This is a genomic window from Paenibacillus melissococcoides, from assembly GCA_944800085.1.
GTDB lineage: Bacteria > Bacillota > Bacilli > Paenibacillales > Paenibacillaceae > Paenibacillus_B > Paenibacillus_B melissococcoides.
On sequence record CALYLO010000001.1, the window covers coordinates 945,830 to 965,434 of the forward strand.

Genomic DNA, 19,605 nt, shown 5'->3' on the forward strand with positions numbered 1-19,605 from the left:
GAACTTAACGCGGCTGCTCCGGGAACGGGCGGCCATACTTTCGATCCGCTTCCGTACCCCAATACCCTACTGGCTCGAACTGCCGCTCGACGAGCTGCTGGAGTGGATAGACATAGGCGAGGAAATAGGCGGTGAAAACCGATGAAAACATATGAAATAGCGTACCGATTAGGAGGCCAACTACAGGCCTCCTTTTTACGTTCTATGAGCGGTGCCGGTGCCGAGCTGGAGAAGGTTTACAACCAGTCAACGAAGCTCGACAAACGACTACGTAATAATAGCGCCGCCTTTGATAATCTCAAATCCAAGATGGCTAAGACAGTGGCCGGACTCGGCGTTGGGGCCTTTGCGATGTCCAGTTTTAAAAAGGCGATAGACTTCGAGCAGCAAATTTCCAGCATCCAGGCTGTCAGCGGGATTGCCAAGGACGCGATGGGTGAAATTGAGCAGTTGGCTTTGGACATGGGGGCGAAAACGAAATATTCCGCCCTTGAAGCTGCCCAGGGTATCGAAGAGTTGGTCAAGGCCGGCCTTTCCACCGAAAAAATCAAAGGCGGCGGCATCGAGGCGGCATTGAACTTGGCAGCAGCCGGGGGCCTTGAGCTTGCAGACGCGGCCGAGATTATGTCCACGGCCATGAACGCATTCCGGGGCGATGCAATGGAAGCGTCGCATGCTGCTGACATGCTGGCCGGAACCGCCAACGCTTCAGCGACGAACGTGATGGAATTGAAGATGGCACTTTCCCAGGCTTCCGCTGTCGCTTCGGGGGTAGGCTTGTCATTTGACGATACGAATGCCGCGCTGGGGCTATTTGCAAACAATGGCCTGAAAGGTAGCGATGCTGGTACATCGTTAAAAACGATGCTGCTGAACCTTACGCCGGTTACTGCCGACGCAATCGGCGAGTTCGAACGGCTTGGCTTGATGACATTCGACGCAACCAAAGCCTTGCAGTTCTTGCAATCTCAAGGCGTCAAGCCGGCATCTACAGCAACGCGCGATGTCGTCGATGCGATGATGACCTACAGCGCCAAAATAGCAGGCGCGAAGGTCGGAAGCGATAAGGCTAATAAGGCATTCCGTGAGATGGCGTTCAACGCCGGCGCTATGAGCAGCGTATTCTACGACGCCAAGGGCAATATGCAGAACCTTGAAGTCATTTCAGGAGAGCTTAACAAAGCACTCAAAGACCTAACATCTCAGCAACGCCAGGTTGCGCTCAAGACGATGTTCGGGACGGACGCCGTTCGGGCCGCGAACATCTTGTACAAAGAAGGGGCAGAGGGCGTTCGGAACTTCTACGCGGAGGCAAGCCGGGTCACAGCCTTGGAGGTTGCGACCACGCGCCTGGACAATGCGAAGGGGTCGGTTGAACTGTTCAGGTCCGCAGTGGAAACATTGCAGATCACGGCCATGAAGACTCTTTCTCCGTCGCTCAAAAAGGTAGCCGACTTGGGTACTGAAATCGCGTCTAAACACGGGAAGGCCGTCATGGTCCTCGGCGGAATGGCTGCAGCAGCCTACCCGATCACAAAGGTTACACGCGGCGTGATAGGACTTACCCGGGCTATCGGCGGCGCGGGTGTGGCTCTGCGGCTGCTGAGTGGACCGGTAGGCTGGGCGATTACGGCAGCCGGGGCCGTGGCTGGTGGGATCTATATGATATCGACCCGGAGCCGGCGAGCCAAAGAAGACCTGATTCAGCTTGGAAAGAAAATGGAAACCGCGTTAGGGAACTACAAGGCGGCTGACGGCCAGTTGAAGAAAATGGACGAGCTTTTAACTGAATATGACCGCCTGAAACGGAAAATCGACGAGGCAAAGGCACCGGCGGAGGAATTAGCGAATGCCCGGGCAAAGTTACAAAAAGTTGAGCAGCAGTTAATCGACATGAACCCGAATATACTGAAGTCTGAGGGTGCCAAAACCGAAATATCTCGCGAGCAGGCTGAAATAGAACGTGATAAATTGAAGATGAAACAGCAGGCTGCAAAATTAGATTTACAAGCTGCGGTAATCGAAGCTGAATCGGAAATGCCTGAACAAAAGAAGCTGTATCAGGAAGCCGTAGAGGAACAAAAAAAGTGGGAAAACGAGTATCGCACAGGAATAGAAAGAGCACAAAAGTTAATTAAGTTTAGGGTGCGGGCCCAGAAAATACAATCAGATAGAGAGCATGGAATAATAAATTCTAAGAAAGAAGACGAGCTTTTGCGGCAACTCGCAAAGGAAGTAATCGAAGAAACCGGAATATCATCTGGCGGCGTTTCAACAACGACGGAAGCCCTACAAAAAAGTCTGGATGAAGTTATCGAAAAATATAATGAAGCCAATCAAAAAAAGGAAGAAGCTGAACAAAACGTCAAGGAACTTTCGGACGCAGCAGTGACGGCCTTCAACAATTTTAAAAAACTCGCTGAAATCGAAGCTGGTCTTGAGATTCCAATAGAAGAAGCTGCGAAAAAGTATAACGAGCTAACGACAGATCAGAAGGCAAACACCGAGGCAGTAATCAAAAAAATTCACGAGTTTGCTCGAAATCTTGCCGGGTTGCCAGATGAGAAGAAAATAGAAATAAAAACCCTATTTACCCAAGTTGGCTTAGGGCCGCCTTCCCTTGAAAAACTGGTTTCTGGTATCGAAGCTTTTGGGAAACCCAAATAGAAAGTGGAAGCCTATGAAGACGGTGGAATCGGAACCAAGCCACATATGGGGATCTTCGCTGAGAAAGGTCCGGAAGCCTATATCCCATTGGCAGCTAACAAGCGAAGCCGCGCATTGTCTCTGTATGACAAGGTTGGAAAGGCCTTGGGCGTCCGGGACTACAGTACAGGTGGGCTTAGAGCGAAATTGGAAAGCGGAAATTTATCAGCAGCTCCAGCAGCGAACGCCGGAAATATTACGTTCGGAGATATCAATATCACCATCCAGGGCAACGCCGACGATAAAGCGATCGGGGAGCTCCGCCGCGAGCTAGAGGGGTACAAACGGAACATTCTTTCGGCTGTACAGGAAGCTACCCGCCAGAAAGGACGTGTCAGCCTTGCGTAGATACATTACCACCCAGGGCGACACCTGGGACATCATAGCGCTGCAGCAGATGGGAAGCGAGATGCAAATGACCGTATTGATGGACGTCAATCCCGACTACATCGATACGGTCATTTTTGGTTCCGGCGTCGAGCTGCACATTCCAGAGCCGCAACAGGAGGCGGACGCCGACCTGCCGCCGTGGAGGGAGGATGACGAAGATTGAGAAAGACGACCGTACACGTCACATACAACGGCAAGAAGGTAACCAAAACCTTCACGGGAAAGATCGTTTCAGCTACCTACTCCGACGGCGCAAGCGGAGAACTGGACGATCTTTCTTTGGTTGTCGAGGACCGCGCCGGCCAGTGGATCAACTCCTGGTCCCCGCGCGAAGGGGACAAAATCCATCTTGCTATTGAGACGGCCGACCAGGTTAAGCCTGGCGTCGTCAAAAAGTTCAATCTGGGCACGTTTTTTGTTGATGAACTGGAAGTGACGGGACCGCCGTCGCTCGTTACCATCCGGGCGACTTCACATCCAGCCGCAGCGGAGATCAAGCAGACCAAGCGGACGAAGGTCTGGGAAAAGGTCACCCTAAAGCGTATTGCGGAAGACGTGGCAAAGCGCGGCGACCTGAAGCTGGTATACGACGTCAAGTTCAATCCGTCCTATGACCGCATCGACCAGACCGAGCAAACGGATACCGCCTTTTTGTTCGCGCAGGCAGCAAGGGAGGGCGTCGGGATCAAGGTTGCAAACGGGAAACTCGTCCTTTTTGATGAGTCGATCTACGAGCAAAAGGAGCCGAAGGTCACAATCGACTTGGCTGCCGGCCAGGTTGTCGAGTACACGTTCCGATGGGCGTCGAGCAACACCCGGTATGTCGCGTGCCGGTTGTCCTACACGACGCCCCAAAAAAAGAAGACCATTTCCGCGACGTACCGGGCCCCAGGAGCGCCGAAGAGCGGCCCTATTCTAAAGCTGAATCAGCAGGTTGATTCCGAGGCGGAAGGGCTGCGCGTAGCCCGGAACGCGCTCCGAGAAAAGAACAAGGAGGCAGGCCGCGCAAGGCTGACCGTAGTCGGCGATCCTCGGTTGATGACGGCCACCACAATCAAGATCTTGAATGTCGGCCGGTTTTCGGGGACGTACATCATTGATTCGGCGACGCATCAGATCGATTCTGGTGGATATACGACGAGGTTGGAAATACGGAGAACATTGGGGTGGTGAAATGACGAACCAGCGAACAATCAAAAATGGAACGGTTACATCGGTAATGCCGGAGATCGGCGCGGTGCGAGTGTCGTTTTTTGATGAAGACGACGCGGTTTCTGCCCAGCTCCCCGTCATCATGCCGACAGGCGTGACCATCATGCCGAAGGTAAAGGATACCGTTGTCTGTGTGTTTCTTTCGGCGGCCAGGAATCACGGCTTTTGCCTGGGCGGATGCTACTACATCCAGGGTGAGCAATTACCGGCTGCAGCCCCGGCCGCCGTCCATGTAGCCAAAGTGAGCGGTACGGCCGCCAGCGTCCCATATCCGGACGGTTGGAAGGCGGAGGATACATTCATTCTCGGCTTGAAAGGGACGGTCAAAGGGCAGCCGCAGCAGATCACCGGCTACAAGGCGGTATTCACCGGCAGCGGCATCGACATCGAGGCTCCGCCGGATAGTGCGCTTACGGCTGTGATGTTGGGGAGGGCTGTCACATGATTGGTAGCCTTGGACCTATAAACTTTCTGGTGACGTCGGCCAAGATACGGACATTCGACAACTTCACACGTTCGGGGGAGTATCGCTTTGCTGAAATTGAGGTGCTAAACAAAAGTCCCGTCCTCCAGGCGATCGGTCCAGGGCTCGATGAGGCGCGGTTGACAATACGACTTGACTACCTTTTCGGAATCAATGTCCGTTATGAAGTCAGCCAGTTGACAAAACTACATCGTGCCGGCAAGCCGCATGCTCTGACAATAGGAGGTTCGCCTGTCGGACGTTACCGCTGGGTGATTACCCACCTTGAGCAGGCTTGGGAGCGCATCGATGCAAAGGGCATGCTGCTCACGGCCGATATCGACATACAGCTTAAGGAGTACCTGAAATGAAAATAAACTTTCATCCGGCCACACGGGCCGAAGAGATCGATCAGAATGTCCGCTGCATTGTGGACACCGTGGCCGGCACCGTGCCACTTGACCGGGCTTTCGGTCTCGACGTCCCGCAGGACGTGCCGGCTCCATTTCTTGAGTCTCAACTTACGATGCGGGTAATTGAGGCGGTCCAGGAGTATGAACCGCGCGTGGAGGTTACCGGCGTCACGGTAGAGCCTGGGGAGGGTGGGAAAGTATACCCTCGTGTGGCTTACAACTTGATTGAGGAGGAGGCGGAGGACGTTGGCGCTGATTGATCTTCCTGACATACAGTTTGTAGACATTGACGTAAACAAGACCGTCCAAAATATGATTACGAGTTATGAGGCGTTATCTGGTCGCAAGCTGTATCCAGCGGACCCGGTTCGCCTCTTTTTATTGTCCATTGCTCAGCTCATCGTACAGCAGCGCGTGGTGATAAATCATACGGCCAAGCAAAACCTGCTCCGCTATGCAACTGGTGACTATCTGGACCACCTCGGCGCGATGGTCGAGACGGAGCGGCTGCAGGCGGAGCCCGCGAAGACAACGGTACGATTCCACCTGTCTGCACCGCGGCCGGAAGCGGTGCTCATCCCGGCGGGCATCCGGGTGAGTCCAGGCGGAGAGCTGTTCTTTGCGACCGTCACAGTCGGTGAGGTCAAGCCGGGCGCGTTGCATGTCGATGTGCCGTGCGAATGTCTGGCGCCGGGACTGACGGGCAACGGCTTTATCCCCGGCCAGATCAATACGCTGGTGGATCCGCTGCCGTGGGTTGACCGGGTGGAAAACCTGACGGAGAGCAGCGGCGGAACAGACCGGGAAGACGATGACCGATACCGAGAGCGGATCTATACGTCGCCGGAACGCTTTTCCGTCGCGGGGCCAACCGGCGCATACGAGTATTGGGCCCGCAGCGCCCACAAGGATATCATGGATGTCCTGGTATGGTCCCCGGCTCCCGTAGAAGTGGAAATCCGCGTGTTGATGCAGGGCGGGGAACTGCCAACCCAGGACGTGCTCAATGCCGTGCATGCGACCTGTAACAGCGACCGTATCCGGCCGCTGACGGACAAGGTGACGGTGATCGCACCGGATGCCGTTAGCTATGACATCGATTTTACGTACTGGATCGATTCGCGCAATGCGACGGACGCGGCCAATATTCAGGCGCGCGTGCATCAGGCAGTAGAATCATACATCCGCTGGCAAAAAGGACGGATTGGCCGGGACATCAATCCATCGGAGATGATCCGCTTGGTCATGAATGCAGGAGCCCGCCGTGTGGCCGTCAAGGAACCGGCGCACACCATCATTGATAAAACGCAAGTCGCCATCGCTGGCGTGCCGAAGGTGACGTATGGAGGGCTTGAGGATGATTGACATCGGACGGATCCGGTTGATTGACTTGATCCCCCCGAACCTCCGGGAGGATGAGAACGTTAAGGCCGCGGCCGAAGCGATCGACACCGAGCTGCGAGCAGTGACAGAGCTCATGCCCTCCGTTGCGATACTCCACCACATCGACACACTAGATGAGGAGTGGGTAGACGAGCTGGCATGGCAGGTTCACGTCGATTTTTACGATCCCTCGCTGCCGAACGAGCAGAAGCGGGAGCTAGTCAAAAACTCGCTTGCCTGGCACCGTCGAAAGGGTACGCCGTCGGCGGTTGCGGAGCTTATCACGACGATATTCGGGTCAGGACAGGTGAGCGAGTGGTATGAGTATGGCGGGCAACCAGGTTACTTCCGCGTGACCACATCGGACCCTTCTGCCACAAACGAGCGCGCTCAAGAGTTTTACCGGGCGGTCGAATCGGTCAAGCGCTTATCCGCGAAGCTTGAACAAGTCATACTTGAATCAACCGAGAAGATGCAGCTATATCACGGTTCGGCCGTTCTTGTAAGTGAAAATATCTTAATAACTTAATAAAGTAGGTGATTCAATGTCATCGTTCGGTGCCAGAGGATTGACGAATAAAGGGATATCCTTGCAGGCAAAGGCGCAAGCCGGGGCAGAATTGAAATACACAAAATTCGTCCTTGGTGATGGCTACCTTGGAGGGCAGTCGATTGCCGCGCTTACAAATGTAATAAGTCCCAAAAAGACCGCAGATATTGCCCGTCTGAAAATGACCCCTCCTAATCAGGCGAAAATTGGGTTCGTTTTATCCAATCAAGACATCTCGACCGGGTTTTACTTTCGGGAACTTGGACTTTATGCTATCGACCCGGACGAAGGGGAGATCTTGTATTGGTACGGGAATGCTGGTGAGACGGCAGATTATATTCCTCCCAAGGGCGGAAGCGATATTATCGCCAAGAATTTCGATGTACTTGTTTTGGTGGGCCAAGCCACCAATGTGACGGCAATCATCAACGAGTCGCTAGTATATGCAACTCACGATGATGTAGCAGAATCGGAAGCGAGGGCTAAGGCATACACCGATCAGAAAGTGGATGATATTGACCTATCTAATATCACGCCCGAATCTATCGGAGCCGCCAAGCAGGCAGACCTGGACGCACACGCGACTGACGCGGTGAAGCATATTACGGCGGCGGAGCGGACGTCATGGAATGCAAAGGAAACTACTGAAGGGGCCCAGGAAAAAGCAAACCAAGCCGAGGCAAACGCCAAAAATGCCAGCCTGCCGCGCTCAGGTGGCACGATCGCGGGCGGCCTAGCCGTAAACGGTGAGCTGACAGTCCAATCGCGCAATATCATAAAGGAGCTCGATTCGGTAAAGCAAGCTGGCGTTGAGAGGAAAGCGGAAATCGCGGGTGCCATCAACGCCAAGGGCGTACCGGCATCCGCGTCAGATGATTGGTCTACATTGGCCAATAAAATCGGACTCATCCAAACAGAGAAGGGCACGACCAATCTTGCACAGAATTTTTGGAGTTCGGTATATAGAAATACTGTATCTGGCAAGTTTTGCTTTATGGACGGAAAGATTATATCTGCTTACTCAAAACAAGTTGACACAACAACTCGGTTCGGACGGCGGGAAGTTGATTACAATGGAACAATCCTGAACGAACGGGAATTTGTGAATGAATCTTATAACCCAGGTGGTTTACTGCGTGGGGTAATAGCATCTCCTGGAATGGTAGCGAGATATGATTCTAAAAATAAACAAATAGAAGTCTATAACGATATAGGCACATTGCTATACCGTATACCTTATGATTCAGGAAGTGTGGTTTCAGATATCATCTTGGCGAGGGGAGGCCTGTTCTTTTATAATGCTAGAAATGGTAAATTGTATGATAGTGTAGGTAATATCTTAGTATCGCTGTTTGAGGAAACATTTTATGATGCAAACCAATATGCTGCCTATTTTGTGGATGTTAACACATTAGTTGTTGACACCGCCGGAATGAGCGCGACTATTAGATGGTATAACGGTGCATGGCGAGTAGATTCAACGTCAAACAACTCAAATTCTTATGCGGCAATGTATTTAGCTGCATTGGCAGCGAGATAAGGAGAGGTGGACATGCAAGGATTAAAACTTAAAAACGTGAAACCTGAACAAGGCGGAGACTGCGACTATAAAGGACTCGATTTAAAAAAGTTTGTGCCTGGCTCACAGGTGTATCCCACAGGAACGCGAGACTGTTATGTAATTACAAAAGAACAGGATATCCCGGAACACGAGGATATTTTGCTCATCACAACTGAAGAATATGAGGCAGTTTATGAAGCTGAACGGGTTAAGCAGAGTGAACCCGGACCCATTGAGAGATTGCAAACTGAAAACGAAGAATTACGCAAACAGATCGACGCAATGCAACTAGCCCTCATGGGTATGATGGAAGCAGGAGGTGGTACACAATGAGAAGCCCGTTCTATGCTTTTCTTGTTGACTGCTGGAAGAAAGGTTTCGCGGACGAGGCGAAGTTGCAGTCCTATGTGCCGAAGTACATTTCGGCTGAAGAGTGTCAAGAAATCATAAAAACCAAGGATACGAATCAATAAGCGCCTGCCCTATGGTATGGCGCTATATTTATGCCCTCGGGATACCCGGGGGCTATTTCATTTGAGGGGGAAATGACGTGGAAAAATTAATATTGGCGTTAAGTCAGATCGTAGGAGACTACGCGCCTAAGCAGCTGGCAGCCGGTGGAGCGGCCAGCTTATTTGGCGTTGTTATTGCGCACGCGTTCGGCGGCTGGCCGTCTTTACTTACGGTATTGCTGATTGTAGTGGCGATTGATTATGTCACGGGCGTAATGGCGGCTGGAGCCGAAGGCAAGCTGAAAAGTAGCATCGGCCTTATCGGCATCGCGCGAAAGGCGTTCATTTTTTTGGTGGTGGCCGTGGGGCACCAGGTGGACAGCGTGCTAGGGGATCAGCATTTGTTCCGCGACGCGACGATTTTTTTCTATTTGGCTAATGAAGTGTTATCCATCATTGAGAACGGCGGGCGATTAGGCATGCCGCTCCCGCCCGGTATTAAGCAGGCGGTCGAAGTGCTGAAGGGCAAAGGGGGAGTTAACGATGACCATCGAAATTAAGCAACGGCTGCTACCCGACGGCCGGCCGAATAAGCCGAGCCGGCAGATGAAGCCGCAGTATATTACAATCCATAACACGGATAACCTGACCGGCACCGCTGAATCACACTCGCGGTATATTTTAAACGGCAGCGGTGGCCGGGAGGCGAGCTGGCATTATACCGTTGACGATCGCGAGATCTACCAGCACCTGCGGGATAATGAGCAGGGCTGGCACGCGGGTGACGGTAGCGGGGCTGGAAATGCGTCCAGTATTGGGATCGAGGTCTGCATGTACCTTGGAATGAATACGGAGCAGTGTTGGGAGAATGCCGCTTGGCTTGTAGCGCGATTGCTGGACAAGCACAACCTTGACGTGTCCCGGGTAGTGCCGCATCAAAAATGGTCAGGCAAGAAATGCCCTTCTCAGTTGCTGCCGTACTGGGATCGATTTCTTACCATGGTCAAGCAGGAGCTCCGCAAATTGCAGCAACCGGCCGATAAAGCTGTAATCGAGATTAACGGCAAAAAGGTTGCCGAGGGTCCGAACATTAACGGTTCAGTATTTGCTCCGGTCCGGGCCGTAGGCGAAGCCCTTGGCTGCCTGGTAGGTTGGGAACAGAAGACAAAAACGGCAACAATCAATGGCATGCCCGTGCCTGGAGAGTTGATCGGCGGCAGCGCATATGCCCATGTTCGGGCAGTTGCGGAGGCGGCCGGTTGCAAGGTAAAATGGGACGCAAAAAATAGAAAGGTAAGTATTGACAAGTAATAGGGGAACTATTATGATTTAAATATGTCGCCCCAAATAGGGGCGTGGATTGAAAGATATAGTATTTTATTAGCAAGCAAAAAGAGCCGCAGGGATTCCTTCCCATAGCGGCTCTTTTTGTGTGTTATTGCCAAATGGGTGAACCCTCAGGCAGTTCCTTAAGTCTAGATAAAGCATTCTTCCCTACGAACCCATAGACAGATTCCTTGTCTTTGGTTCCTAGTAGGATGGTTCCATACGCCTCCCACGCGACGATGGAGTCATCGTACATAGTCGCCCCTTCCTGTATACGGTATAGTTCCTCATTGATGGCCTCAAGTAAATACTCATCAATGAAAGAGTCGTCAACTGGTCTCCAGTCACCGACTTTACACCGATAATAGATGCCAGATTGGTTTGAAAAGTGCGCTTCCGCGAGGAGCGCCACAGCACATCCCCACCCACAACCATTATTAATTGTTATGGACATTTCCAAATCCCCTGAAGGAGTACGATAAACTTCCATTTCATTGTCGCACCCTTTAGTAATCGTAACCCTATCGGTATCCGCGGTTACCGAAAATGATCTATAGCTACGTTTGTAAGATTCTTCTTCTTCCCGACGCCATTTCTCAAATGACTCCCGGTCTCCACCTTCAAGAAAGGCGTAAATTGTCTCAAATGAAGGGTTTCCTCCATGTATTGGCATAATCAAACTCGTGCGCTGGGCACACTCATAAAACCATTTATTAAACGGGAACTTAACTGTCTCAATAACACGGTCTCGTTTCCATGCGTCCTCTTCATCAACGAAGATATGCTCTTCTTCGAACTCCACGCTATTATCGTGGATGTCAATCGTTGCATGCCCTCTTGGAATTATGGTCTCTCCAGATGGAAGACCTAATTCAACAAACTCGGATTGGTCATTATCCAAAATCACTTCCACTCTATTAGCGTCCTTGTGCTCTTGTAAGCGGAACGCGATATAACAAGCGAGGCTGTCTTTGGAGTTGGCGACCGCCAACACTCTGAGACTGTCGTTGTTCGTGGCACTAATGGGCATGGTTATCCGAACACCATCATGTTGTCCTACACGCCAATTTGTACCGATGGTGTCATTTATGGATGTCATGATACCATTAATGGCCTCGGTTACCGGCAGCGCGGCCACATACTCACGAATTGATTCCTTAATGCTTGCAATAGTTTTCATTTCTTTTTCTCCTTTCGTGCCTCATCCGGTATCTCCGGCTTATTGGTCCCGTTGTTTCACTTCTGGCGCGGATTGGGTTGGTTCTTCTCTATCGCCCAATCCCGTCCTATTTTTCTTGCCAACACTTTACCACTGAGACAGTAGTTTTTGACCGTGCCGGGGGCTAATCCCCACAGCTCCGCGGCTTCTTCCACGCTCATGATACCGTCGAGAGCGTGTTGCTGAGCGTGAAACGGATGCAAATACCGTGCTGCTAGTGGATCGTTGTTATACTCAGATTCCTCCATCTCTCCCACGATTTCATCCAACATATCCATCAACATCAACTCATGCGCCCCGAATTTGTGGGCGTACTGCATAACATCGTTATGAGCCCGTACCAACGTGTCCATTGGTTTTTGTCCCAAGCGACTGAGAGATGTCCATGCTGGAAGTGGCTTTCCTTTTTCGAATACCCGCGACGCCATCACATTGAGGATGGCGAATGCTCGTCCAAATTTTTGTTCTCTTTCCATGTTAGTTAACCTCGCTTTCTTCTGCTGGCTGGAGGACAACTCCACCGTTGCGAGTGCTCCGCAACAACGGCAGACCATCACTCCGTTCAATGTGGCAGTGGAATCCTTCGGCGTCGTAGACGTGAAGACCCGCGCCCACCGATTCATGGACTTCGTACCCTTCCGGCAAGGCGTAGGCCCTGCCATTGTCGCAATCTACAAAGCCATATCTGCCGCAGTAGTCCAACGAAAAGCCTTCTTCTACGTCCCAGGACTCTACAGCCTGGAGATTGCGCCACTTGAAAAGCGTGATAGTATTCATATTTCATCATCCTTTCTTTTTTTAGGCCGTGCAGTCGCCGTAGCAGTAGCTACTGCAGCGAGGGCACATGCCGTTTTTGATTTCTTCTTTGCGCTTTTGTTCAGCGCGTTTGCGAGCCGATTCAATCTTAGCCGCCTTGGCTGCTTCGGCAGCATCGTAGGCGCCCCATACCGCTTGGTTGACATCGTGCGGTAGTGGCGCTGTTGCTTTGTACTTCCGGCCCTGATGTACTACTACATCGCCAGTATCCAGCATTGCTTCGCCGTTAACGAATACACGGCTCACTCGGTCTCCGAGATATGTTTTACCGTTGATGACGAGTTTGTGAATCATTACGAAATTAACTTCCTTCGTCATCTCCTGGCCCCAGTCTGTCACCCATGTTTGCTGGGTGATGTGCTCGGCATGAAGTTCAACAACAGAGCCTTTAGCGGTCGTCCACTTATGTACTTGCATTGTCTTCGCTCCTTTCTTTTCGGCCCACGCCATGCGGAGCGCTGCGGCGAAGTACTCCTTCGCGCTGCCGCCGAATCTTTTCGCTCCTGTCTTGGCAATCTCCCAGGCTCCCGTCATGACGTGTTTTTTCATGGTCAATTCCTCCTTTGTTCTTGATGCGCTAGCGCATCTCTTGTTTATAATATACCATGTGCGCTAGCGCATGTCAACCATATGATCCCATATTTATTTCGTTGAATTATGGGAACGTTAGTTCTATAATGGTTACAAACAAATGTTCTATATGGAGATGGTGACAATGAGGCTGGATCAATGTATCGGCCGGACAATCGAAGTCATATATGAGGACCGGAACGGAGCCATTACGCAGCGCAAAATTGTCGTCCGCAGCATCCGGGACGGCGTGCTACATGCTACATGCCTGACAGCGGGGGCGTGGCGCCCGTTTCGCCTGGAGCGTATCCTTTCATGGCAGCTGGTTAGGGGGCGAACAGCGTGAGCAAGAAACTTTCCGGCAACGGCCTTTGGGAATCCAGCCGTATGATGCTGCCGCAGCATAAGGAAGCACTGCTCCGGCACCAACACGAGCAGCATCGCCAGGAACGGCCGTGCCTGGACGATCAGGTGGTTGAAGAGTTTTCGCGGCGCCTTCAATGGTCTATGGAAAACAGTGAGCCCGTTACCTTGCAGCTCCATGACCCGTTCGAACGCCGTGAAGTGTCCGGCATCGTCGTGGACATTGACATGATTGGTCAGCGTGTCAGGCTGCGGGAAGGGGATGAAAGGCGTTGGATACGAGTAGAGGATATATTGGGGGTGATGAGTTGATGAGAGACTGGAGAGAGGAATTACAGCGGGCAGAGAAGCCGGCAGCAGCTAAGACGAAGGATGAATCATTGTGCCAGTGTATGGCCGCCATGAAAGGGAAATGGGTCGACGGCGTGTATACCTGCATCAGATGCGGTCGACCCGTGTATGACGTGTTTGGAAAAAGATAAGCCCCGGGATGTCCGGGGGCTCTTCGTTACATTTAATACCATTTTACTTTACATAACCGTATGTTTTGGGTGGATTACTTTACATCGAAAAATGTAAAGTAAACCCCTTGACAAATCCTTGTTGCAACCGTCTTACCCAAAACCGTGTTTTTTTGCAACCTCTTATGCAATAATGCATATATAACTATTTGTGGGGTGAGAAAATGATTGGCGAAAGCAGCAGATTAAAGAAATTATCTATTAATGATCAGATTAATATAAGGAATCACGTTATCGGCATGTTTGAAGGTTTTTTATTAGGGGCAAATGAATTGACTGATTTTAATAAAGAAATAATTGAGGAGATAAAAAAAGAAATAAGGAAATATCACCAAAATGAGAGAACGAAATTTAACTAACGAGAAAGCCTTGGAATCATTCCAAGGCTTTTAACTTTAATTAAGTTGAGACGGATCTACGCCTCTTAATTTTTCATATGCCCTATGATAGGCAAATAAGATTGTCCTCATCTGAGGCACAGCTTCTTTGGCGTCTGTGCCCAGTCTATCGACCGCAATCAGAGAGCCCTCAAGCAGCCCCAAAACATAACTCATAAGAGATTCTATATCACCTTCTGATTGCTTTAGCATTTTGTCGGTTAATTCTTGAATTGATAAGTTCATACGTCCTCCTTGAATCCGTGTGAAGTAGCTATATTATATCATTGAATCAATAATGAAGAAAATTTATAAATAAAAAGAATGTGAATAAATGAACATACATTCATTACCATATTTTACATTTTAAATTAATATTGATTGATGATCCATAATATAGTAACTTGGTCTTATAAGGGAATGTTATTAAGTAAAAGGGGGATGCTCATGGCGATGGAGAAGAAAGACGTTTGCCTTGAAAAAAGAAAGAAGTTGTTGGAAGAAAAGCGCGCTAAACAAAAAGAACTTGAGCTACTACATAATATATTCCATGACGAAATTAGATACGTGAACTCCGATATTGCGGATGCTCTATTGGAAATGGAAGAAAAAAAGAGAGAGTTCAACCTAATGTATTCAATAAATAAGTTAAATTTCAAAGATATCCGGGAAAACTGTCAATTGACTATTGATGAGGTTGCGGCAGCTACCGGTTTACATAGACGTACCATTGAAAAAGCTGAAGAAGACTGCGGCAATGTTCACGTCGGCGTCCTTATGCTTTTATGTGATCATTATGACATTTCTCCCAATCACATATCCTTGGGAAAGGGGTAAGACGATACAGGAAAAACTTTTTTCTCGCTACCCCAAGCCTTCTCAGTTACGATCAATAATAAGAGCGCTCAATTTGTTTCTTAAGGTACAATTGGCGATCCGATCGCCGATCTGTACGAGGATATCGCCGCCGAGGAGAAGGCGCGCGCGACGTATCAATGGCTGATCGATATGACGGATGACGTGGATTTGCAGGACGGTCTGAAATTTTTGCGGGAACGGGAAGTCGTCCACTCGCTCCGGTTCCGGGAAGCGGTGGAGATTTTGAAGGAGGGTCGGGAGAATAAGAAGTTTTTTTGAGGGAATGGAAGTCAAGAGGATAACAAGATTAATATCAAAAAGAGACGTCCAGCAACGAACGTCTCTTTTTGATACGCAGTTAGAACAAAAACTGTTCAGAATGTAAGGCATTAAATGAGCTGGTGAAGAAACGTTACTCATTCTCCACCTCCAGAAGCTTGATTTTGGCCTCAGCGCGTCTTAATTTCTCCTCGAGTGAAATCTCCTTACTAGAGGGTCTTCCAGAGCTGCCTTTGCCTCGCCGCTCCTCAAGAAGACCTGCTTCGCCATGAACGGCGTAAATAGCTCGCCAACGCTTCAAGAGTAAAAGATTAGATGTATCCCCTCAGATTTATCCCCCCCCTTTTTTTGGAAGAACGATTCATCCTCACTTTTAAAGCGCGGCGACTCGGAAAGTTCTTTGACGGGTCAATAGAATTGCTGGTAGTATGATTGTTCATAATCCATAATTCAACAGAATTATTGAAAGCGATGCCGGGGACTTAACGGCCGAGATCGCCGATGCCGGAGCGATCCCTGCGGGGAGCGACAAATGGTAAGGCAGTCCAGGCAGAAGTACCCCGGGCTGAATTTTCCGGTGGTAGACGCTTGCTGTTACCGGACAGATGCCCCCCTTAGGTAATCCGTTTCTAAGGGGGGCTTTTTTGCATTTGTAGATCCGGATGTCACAAAAAGAACTTTATCGGTGTTATAGAAGTGAAAATTGAGGAGGTGAACTTATTTGGACAGGCAGCACCCTGGATTCAAACTAGATCCAGAACAAATAGAAATGCTGGTCAGGAGAACAAAATGTGGGGATAAAGAGGCTTTTGCTGAAATTATTCAACGTTTTGAGAAACCGATTTATATCTACTGTTATCATATTCTCAAAAGCAGGGAAGAGGCAGAAGATGCTCTCCAAGAAATATTCATTAAAGCCTATGAACAGATCCATCGGTATCGTCCCACCGTTTCCTTTTCAGCCTGGGTGTATAAGATTGCTTATCATTACAGCCTGAATCAGGCCGAGGCAAAAAGCGATGGTATCGGTTTTTAGAGCGGTATAAGCATGATCGTCCCCCTTTTCAGAATAATGAGAATAAAGTCTTTCTGAAAGACCTGCTTAATTCGCTGACAACCGAAGAAAAACATATATTGCTGCTTCGGGCTATTCATCAGTACAACTTTAATGAAATTAGCGAAATCATGAGCCTGAAACCGGCAACCGTCCGCAAAAAGTACGAACGTCTTCGCAAAAAGTTATCGGAAGAGGATATGAATGAAGGAGGAACGGCCAATGCGGCACTTGCAAACTCTACCTAAAAAGCTGGATCTTAACCGGGTGGAACAAATGATTCGGGAAACAGAAACGCCGGAGTATAGCTTCAGCAAACTAATCATAAGTCGAATTGATGTACAGAGAAAGCGCTCGGGTAAACTCGGTATCATAAGAAGAACAGGGATTGCCGCAGCCTCTGCAGCGATACTGGCCGCAGGTCTTCTTGTTAGCGGTTATTTATCTCCGGTAATGGCTGAAACGATGAGGAAAATCCCGTTGATCAACCACATCATCATGTTCGCGAATGAACTGGGAAGTCAGACTGCGGGCAATGGCGCCGGGCCTGAGCACGTTATTTTGGACAACGATGGAAAAGTCGCTTTTCTTTCTCACGATCTGAGCTACAAGGAAATTGAGGATGAAGACTTCAGGAGTCAGTTGGCTGCGGCCTGGGATGAAGTTTTTCCAAACGATAGCGATAAACCGGAAAATGTTAATATATGGTATTTTGAACATTATAGTGTTCTCAGAGCGGGTAATGAAACGAAAACAATATACATTGTGAATGGCAAATTGGATTACGCGGTTCAGCGGATTAAAGAAAACGATGTTCCGGACTCCATTAAGAAAACAGCCGATCGGCTTTTTGGGAAAATAGGAAATTTCAAGAACAGCACCCGTACCGAAATGACCTTAAAGCCGAAGCAAAAGCCGGTATACAACTTTGTGTATAAAACGGATGATGGAGAGGTCTGGGTCGATGTCGAAAAAGATACCAATCGCATTACCCGAGTTTTTGCGGATCCGTTGTCGGATCAACTCTATAAGTTAACAAGTAAAGAAGAAGATCGTTCCATAGCCGAAAAAACGAAAGCACATGAGATGAAAAAGCTTCTAAAAACCGCTGTGGAACAAGCAAATGAATGGATGAACTTGGATTTATCGGGTTATAACGCCGTTAGACACAGCGTACGGGATGACACTCTTATTTTTACTAAAGAGGGTGCCCCGAGCGTTACCGGTATGTTCAATTCCAAAGGAACTTTCTATTACTTTATGATCCAGTAATTTCCTTTATCGAACCTAAAAAGAAGGAAGCGATGGAATGAAGACTATAACCAAAAAACTGGGCGTTGTACTATTAGCCGTCCTGATTACAGGCCTAAGCCCGACTGTCAGTTTGCAGGCTATGTCCACCAAAGCGGATGACATCCAAGAAGTTGATATTGCCGATGTAGACAAAAAGGCAGTCGATGCCGCTCAAGCCAAAATCAAAGAATATACCGGAAATACTTATCCCCTCGGCACCGCCCTTTAAGGCAATGACGGAACGGTTATGTTCACACTGAAAAAAAGCAAAGCCGATCAAATTATTGTAAACCCGAAAGGGACAGTCGATTCATTGTCTCTGCTTACGGTCGGCGAACAGGGATGATTGCTGCAATCGGCCGAGGGACCGGTACCCCGAACTGCCCGTTCATCGCCTTATCGAACAACAGACGGAAATAACGCCGACGGGAAGTCGTCCACTCGCTCCGGTTCCGGAAGCGATGGAGATTTTGAAGGAACAGCGGGATGCGCAGAAGATATTTTAACATGTCAAGGTGAAGCCGGTGCCGCCAAGGACGCCGGCTTTTTGTTTCTCGCAAATGGACACAATAACGTCAAGAGATGATGTGAAATAAATGTTAAAATATTCAGTCCATATTGACAAGAATAAACATCTATGGGAATATTGTTTCTGCGAATGACAAAAAGTAGAAAACAGACGATATTGAAGAAAATTATATTATGTTTCATGTTTTTACATAATATTCAATTTAACCAGAGAGGTGGCTTGCCGGTTTGGGTGTCAAGCAACTGGAGATCGTCATTCCGCCCATTATTGGGTATCAGTATGTGGCCTATCCCCTATGCACGGCGCTCGCCCGCGAAGAGGCGCTGCCGTGGTTCTACAGCAATTTCATTCACCTTTATTGCCATCACGATCTGGAAGGAGAACGCGCTTCCCGCTCCGTGCCGCTCACATTTTACGGCGAGGATTTCATGCGGTGTCCGTGGCTGATTACACAAAAACTGGAGCGGGAATTCGTGCTTGATTCACAGCCGGGAATTGTCGAATTTTTGGTAAATAGTATCAATTCGGGTTATACGATTTCTCTCTATGTCGACGAGTTCTATATCCCACGCAGACGCGTGTACCGCCAGATGCACTATGCCCACGATATTCTGGTGTACGGTTACGATGACGGCAAGAGGGTGTTCTTCGTGCTCGGCTATGACGAGGAGATGCAGTTCCGCAAGACGCTCGTGCCGTTTCATGAAATGGAGCAAGGCTTCCAGCATCTCGAATGGACGGACCGCTACGAAGAACAAATCTATTTGTACAAATTCAATAAAGCGGGAAGCTACAGCCTCGATCCCGCATTCATCCAAGAATCGCTGGACCAATATCTTTCCGGCTGCGATGTCTCCCGGCCCCGCCGGGGAACGGCCGATCCATTGGATCTGGCATTCGGCATCAACGTATATCCGGCATTAATCCGCAATATACCGGCGCTGGTGCGCAAACGCGATATCCGGCCCATCCACATTTTGTGGGAGCATAAAAAAACGATGGGGATGCGCATCGATTATTTATGCGGGCGCCAGCTTCTTTCGCCGGCATTTACGGGGTGCTTCCGGCCGATAGAGGAGCAAGCCTTTGCTCTGCGGCATGTGCTGATGAAGTACGCCTTGACCGGAGACGATGCCATTCTGGACCAAGGAATCGACGAGATGACTTCTCTTATGGACAGCGAAAAGCAGATCCTGGAGTCCGTCGCGGAAGCGCTGGGACACCGCATTGCTCCTCAACCATCCGTAACTTAACCGATTGGAGGTCATTT

At 49.6% G+C, this 19,605-nt stretch carries 26 protein-coding genes and 2 pseudogenes; 22 read left to right on the forward strand and 6 right to left on the reverse strand.

Annotated features, from left to right (window positions below; genetic code table 11):
• Positions 1 to 4: 4 nt before the first annotated feature.
• Entirely contained in the window at positions 5 to 151 is a 147-nt protein-coding gene (locus OCY70_RS04340; protein WP_213431422.1) for a hypothetical protein, read from the reverse strand.
• Between OCY70_RS04340 and OCY70_RS04345 the strand changes: the two genes are divergently transcribed.
• From OCY70_RS04345 to OCY70_RS04405, 13 genes are all read left to right on the forward strand, one after another.
• On the forward strand, positions 142 to 2,667 hold the full coding sequence (locus OCY70_RS04345; protein WP_261944731.1) for a phage tail tape measure protein: 2,526 nt from the start codon (positions 142 to 144) through the stop codon (positions 2,665 to 2,667). The two genes, OCY70_RS04340 and OCY70_RS04345, sit on opposite strands and share 10 nt — an antisense overlap.
• 3 nt (positions 2,668 to 2,670) lie before the next feature.
• Positions 2,671 to 3,054, forward strand: coding sequence for a hypothetical protein (locus tag OCY70_RS04350; RefSeq protein ID WP_261944730.1), 384 nt, complete (start codon positions 2,671 to 2,673; stop codon positions 3,052 to 3,054).
• On the forward strand, positions 3,047 to 3,259 hold the full coding sequence (locus OCY70_RS04355; RefSeq protein ID WP_213431552.1) for a tail protein X: 213 nt from the start codon (positions 3,047 to 3,049) through the stop codon (positions 3,257 to 3,259). Before OCY70_RS04350 ends, OCY70_RS04355 begins: the two co-directional genes overlap by 8 nt.
• Complete coding sequence (locus tag OCY70_RS04360) at positions 3,256 to 4,269, forward strand: phage late control D family protein (RefSeq protein WP_261944729.1); 1,014 nt, start codon at positions 3,256 to 3,258, stop codon at positions 4,267 to 4,269. Before OCY70_RS04355 ends, OCY70_RS04360 begins: the two co-directional genes overlap by 4 nt.
• A 1-nt stretch (position 4,270) precedes the next feature.
• Positions 4,271 to 4,753, forward strand: a complete 483-nt coding sequence (locus tag OCY70_RS04365) for a hypothetical protein (RefSeq protein WP_261944728.1) — start codon at positions 4,271 to 4,273, stop codon at positions 4,751 to 4,753.
• On the forward strand, positions 4,750 to 5,142 hold the full coding sequence (locus OCY70_RS04370; RefSeq protein WP_133379726.1) for a phage tail protein: 393 nt from the start codon (positions 4,750 to 4,752) through the stop codon (positions 5,140 to 5,142). The genes OCY70_RS04365 and OCY70_RS04370 overlap by 4 nt, the downstream gene beginning before the upstream one ends.
• Positions 5,139 to 5,444, forward strand: coding sequence for a GPW/gp25 family protein (locus OCY70_RS04375; RefSeq protein WP_261944727.1), 306 nt, complete (start codon positions 5,139 to 5,141; stop codon positions 5,442 to 5,444). The genes OCY70_RS04370 and OCY70_RS04375 overlap by 4 nt, the downstream gene beginning before the upstream one ends.
• Positions 5,431 to 6,549 carry a baseplate assembly protein gene (locus OCY70_RS04380; protein WP_261944726.1) on the forward strand — a complete coding sequence of 373 codons (1,119 nt, stop codon included), beginning with the start codon at positions 5,431 to 5,433 and terminating at the stop codon, positions 6,547 to 6,549. Before OCY70_RS04375 ends, OCY70_RS04380 begins: the two co-directional genes overlap by 14 nt.
• Positions 6,542 to 7,096: a phage tail protein I gene (locus tag OCY70_RS04385; protein WP_213426659.1), complete on the forward strand. Its 555-nt coding sequence runs from the start codon at positions 6,542 to 6,544 to the stop codon at positions 7,094 to 7,096. The genes OCY70_RS04380 and OCY70_RS04385 overlap by 8 nt, the downstream gene beginning before the upstream one ends.
• A gap of 16 nt (positions 7,097 to 7,112) precedes the next feature.
• On the forward strand, positions 7,113 to 8,657 hold the full coding sequence (locus OCY70_RS04390; RefSeq protein ID WP_213426660.1) for a phage tail-collar fiber domain-containing protein: 1,545 nt from the start codon (positions 7,113 to 7,115) through the stop codon (positions 8,655 to 8,657).
• 12 nt (positions 8,658 to 8,669) lie between these two features.
• A complete protein-coding gene (locus OCY70_RS04395; RefSeq protein ID WP_213426661.1) occupies positions 8,670 to 9,011 on the forward strand; it encodes a hypothetical protein in 342 nt (113 codons plus the stop codon).
• Positions 9,012 to 9,228: 217 nt separating this feature from the next.
• Positions 9,229 to 9,690, forward strand: coding sequence for a phage holin family protein (locus OCY70_RS04400; RefSeq protein ID WP_213426662.1), 462 nt, complete (start codon positions 9,229 to 9,231; stop codon positions 9,688 to 9,690).
• The gene (locus OCY70_RS04405; RefSeq protein ID WP_213426663.1) at positions 9,674 to 10,441 is read left to right on the forward strand and encodes an N-acetylmuramoyl-L-alanine amidase; all 768 of its coding nucleotides are present in this window, start codon (positions 9,674 to 9,676) and stop codon (positions 10,439 to 10,441) included. Before OCY70_RS04400 ends, OCY70_RS04405 begins: the two co-directional genes overlap by 17 nt.
• 124 nt (positions 10,442 to 10,565) lie before the next feature.
• On the opposite strand, the gene OCY70_RS04410 is transcribed toward OCY70_RS04405, so the two are convergent.
• From OCY70_RS04410 to OCY70_RS04425, 4 genes are read right to left on the reverse strand one after another with little or no spacing between them, the layout of a single operon-like run.
• Positions 10,566 to 11,636, reverse strand: a complete 1,071-nt coding sequence (locus tag OCY70_RS04410; RefSeq protein WP_213426664.1) for a hypothetical protein — start codon at positions 11,634 to 11,636, stop codon at positions 10,566 to 10,568.
• A 56-nt stretch (positions 11,637 to 11,692) separates the two neighbouring features.
• Positions 11,693 to 12,151, reverse strand: coding sequence for a helix-turn-helix domain-containing protein (locus tag OCY70_RS04415; RefSeq protein ID WP_213426665.1), 459 nt, complete (start codon positions 12,149 to 12,151; stop codon positions 11,693 to 11,695).
• A gap of 1 nt (position 12,152) precedes the next feature.
• Positions 12,153 to 12,452, reverse strand: coding sequence for a hypothetical protein (locus tag OCY70_RS04420; RefSeq protein ID WP_213426666.1), 300 nt, complete (start codon positions 12,450 to 12,452; stop codon positions 12,153 to 12,155).
• Positions 12,453 to 12,473: 21 nt separating this feature from the next.
• Entirely contained in the window at positions 12,474 to 13,040 is a 567-nt protein-coding gene (locus OCY70_RS04425; protein WP_213426667.1) for a hypothetical protein, read from the reverse strand.
• A 166-nt stretch (positions 13,041 to 13,206) separates the two neighbouring features.
• Between OCY70_RS04425 and OCY70_RS04430 the strand changes: the two genes are divergently transcribed.
• The 3 genes from OCY70_RS04430 to OCY70_RS04440 all read left to right on the forward strand — a co-directional run bounded on the left by OCY70_RS04430 (position 13,207) and on the right by OCY70_RS04440 (position 14,304).
• Positions 13,207 to 13,407: a hypothetical protein gene (locus OCY70_RS04430; protein ID WP_213426668.1), complete on the forward strand. Its 201-nt coding sequence runs from the start codon at positions 13,207 to 13,209 to the stop codon at positions 13,405 to 13,407.
• Complete coding sequence (locus OCY70_RS04435) at positions 13,404 to 13,736, forward strand: YolD-like family protein (RefSeq protein ID WP_249724559.1); 333 nt, start codon at positions 13,404 to 13,406, stop codon at positions 13,734 to 13,736. The genes OCY70_RS04430 and OCY70_RS04435 overlap by 4 nt, the downstream gene beginning before the upstream one ends.
• Before the next feature lie 373 nt (positions 13,737 to 14,109).
• A complete protein-coding gene (locus OCY70_RS04440; protein WP_213426669.1) occupies positions 14,110 to 14,304 on the forward strand; it encodes a hypothetical protein in 195 nt (64 codons plus the stop codon).
• A gap of 36 nt (positions 14,305 to 14,340) precedes the next feature.
• Here OCY70_RS04440 and OCY70_RS04445 read toward each other — a convergent pair whose 3' ends face one another.
• Positions 14,341 to 14,568 (reverse strand): hypothetical protein, encoded by a 228-nt coding sequence (locus tag OCY70_RS04445; RefSeq protein ID WP_213426670.1) that lies wholly within the window; start codon positions 14,566 to 14,568, stop codon positions 14,341 to 14,343.
• Between the two features lie 201 nt (positions 14,569 to 14,769).
• Between OCY70_RS04445 and OCY70_RS04450 the strand changes: the two genes are divergently transcribed.
• The 6 genes and pseudogenes from OCY70_RS04450 to OCY70_RS04480 all read left to right on the forward strand — a co-directional run bounded on the left by OCY70_RS04450 (position 14,770) and on the right by OCY70_RS04480 (position 19,588).
• Positions 14,770 to 15,159, forward strand: coding sequence for a helix-turn-helix domain-containing protein (locus tag OCY70_RS04450; protein ID WP_249724562.1), 390 nt, complete (start codon positions 14,770 to 14,772; stop codon positions 15,157 to 15,159).
• 93 nt (positions 15,160 to 15,252) lie between these two features.
• A pseudogene (locus tag OCY70_RS04455) lies at positions 15,253 to 15,459 on the forward strand (manganese catalase family protein); the annotation flags it as partial.
• Between the two features lie 769 nt (positions 15,460 to 16,228).
• Positions 16,229 to 16,761: pseudogene (locus OCY70_RS36520) on the forward strand (RNA polymerase sigma factor).
• A complete protein-coding gene (locus tag OCY70_RS04470) occupies positions 16,718 to 17,785 on the forward strand; it encodes a hypothetical protein (protein ID WP_213426705.1) in 1,068 nt (355 codons plus the stop codon). Before OCY70_RS36520 ends, OCY70_RS04470 begins: the two are co-directional and overlap by 44 nt.
• Positions 17,786 to 17,822: 37 nt before the next feature.
• On the forward strand, positions 17,823 to 18,035 hold the full coding sequence (locus OCY70_RS04475; protein WP_213426671.1) for a hypothetical protein: 213 nt from the start codon (positions 17,823 to 17,825) through the stop codon (positions 18,033 to 18,035).
• Positions 18,036 to 18,562: 527 nt separating this feature from the next.
• Positions 18,563 to 19,588, forward strand: a complete 1,026-nt coding sequence (locus OCY70_RS04480) for a hypothetical protein (protein WP_213426672.1) — start codon at positions 18,563 to 18,565, stop codon at positions 19,586 to 19,588.
• Positions 19,589 to 19,605 lie beyond the last annotated feature (17 nt).

Coding starts and splice junctions, on each gene's coding strand:
- OCY70_RS04345 (WP_261944731.1), top strand. CDS start 142: ATGAAAACATATGAAATAGCGTACCGATTAGGAGGCCAACTACAGGCC.
- OCY70_RS04430 (WP_213426668.1), top strand. CDS start 13,207: ATGAGGCTGGATCAATGTATCGGCCGGACAATCGAAGTCATATATGAG.
- OCY70_RS04470 (WP_213426705.1), top strand. CDS start 16,718: ATGAAGGAGGAACGGCCAATGCGGCACTTGCAAACTCTACCTAAAAAG.
- OCY70_RS04405 (WP_213426663.1), top strand. CDS start 9,674: ATGACCATCGAAATTAAGCAACGGCTGCTACCCGACGGCCGGCCGAAT.
- OCY70_RS04395 (WP_213426661.1), top strand. CDS start 8,670: ATGCAAGGATTAAAACTTAAAAACGTGAAACCTGAACAAGGCGGAGAC.
- OCY70_RS04385 (WP_213426659.1), top strand. CDS start 6,542: ATGATTGACATCGGACGGATCCGGTTGATTGACTTGATCCCCCCGAAC.
- OCY70_RS04450 (WP_249724562.1), top strand. CDS start 14,770: ATGGCGATGGAGAAGAAAGACGTTTGCCTTGAAAAAAGAAAGAAGTTG.
- OCY70_RS04390 (WP_213426660.1), top strand. CDS start 7,113: ATGTCATCGTTCGGTGCCAGAGGATTGACGAATAAAGGGATATCCTTG.
- OCY70_RS04410 (WP_213426664.1), bottom strand. CDS start 11,636: ATGAAAACTATTGCAAGCATTAAGGAATCAATTCGTGAGTATGTGGCC.
- OCY70_RS04445 (WP_213426670.1), bottom strand. CDS start 14,568: ATGAACTTATCAATTCAAGAATTAACCGACAAAATGCTAAAGCAATCA.
- OCY70_RS04425 (WP_213426667.1), bottom strand. CDS start 13,040: ATGAAAAAACACGTCATGACGGGAGCCTGGGAGATTGCCAAGACAGGA.
- OCY70_RS04415 (WP_213426665.1), bottom strand. CDS start 12,151: ATGGAAAGAGAACAAAAATTTGGACGAGCATTCGCCATCCTCAATGTG.
- OCY70_RS04420 (WP_213426666.1), bottom strand. CDS start 12,452: ATGAATACTATCACGCTTTTCAAGTGGCGCAATCTCCAGGCTGTAGAG.
- OCY70_RS04365 (WP_261944728.1), top strand. CDS start 4,271: ATGACGAACCAGCGAACAATCAAAAATGGAACGGTTACATCGGTAATG.
- OCY70_RS04370 (WP_133379726.1), top strand. CDS start 4,750: ATGATTGGTAGCCTTGGACCTATAAACTTTCTGGTGACGTCGGCCAAG.
- OCY70_RS04475 (WP_213426671.1), top strand. CDS start 17,823: ATGAAGACTATAACCAAAAAACTGGGCGTTGTACTATTAGCCGTCCTG.
- OCY70_RS04340 (WP_213431422.1), bottom strand. CDS start 151: ATGTTTTCATCGGTTTTCACCGCCTATTTCCTCGCCTATGTCTATCCA.
- OCY70_RS04440 (WP_213426669.1), top strand. CDS start 14,110: ATGATTGGCGAAAGCAGCAGATTAAAGAAATTATCTATTAATGATCAG.
- OCY70_RS04375 (WP_261944727.1), top strand. CDS start 5,139: ATGAAAATAAACTTTCATCCGGCCACACGGGCCGAAGAGATCGATCAG.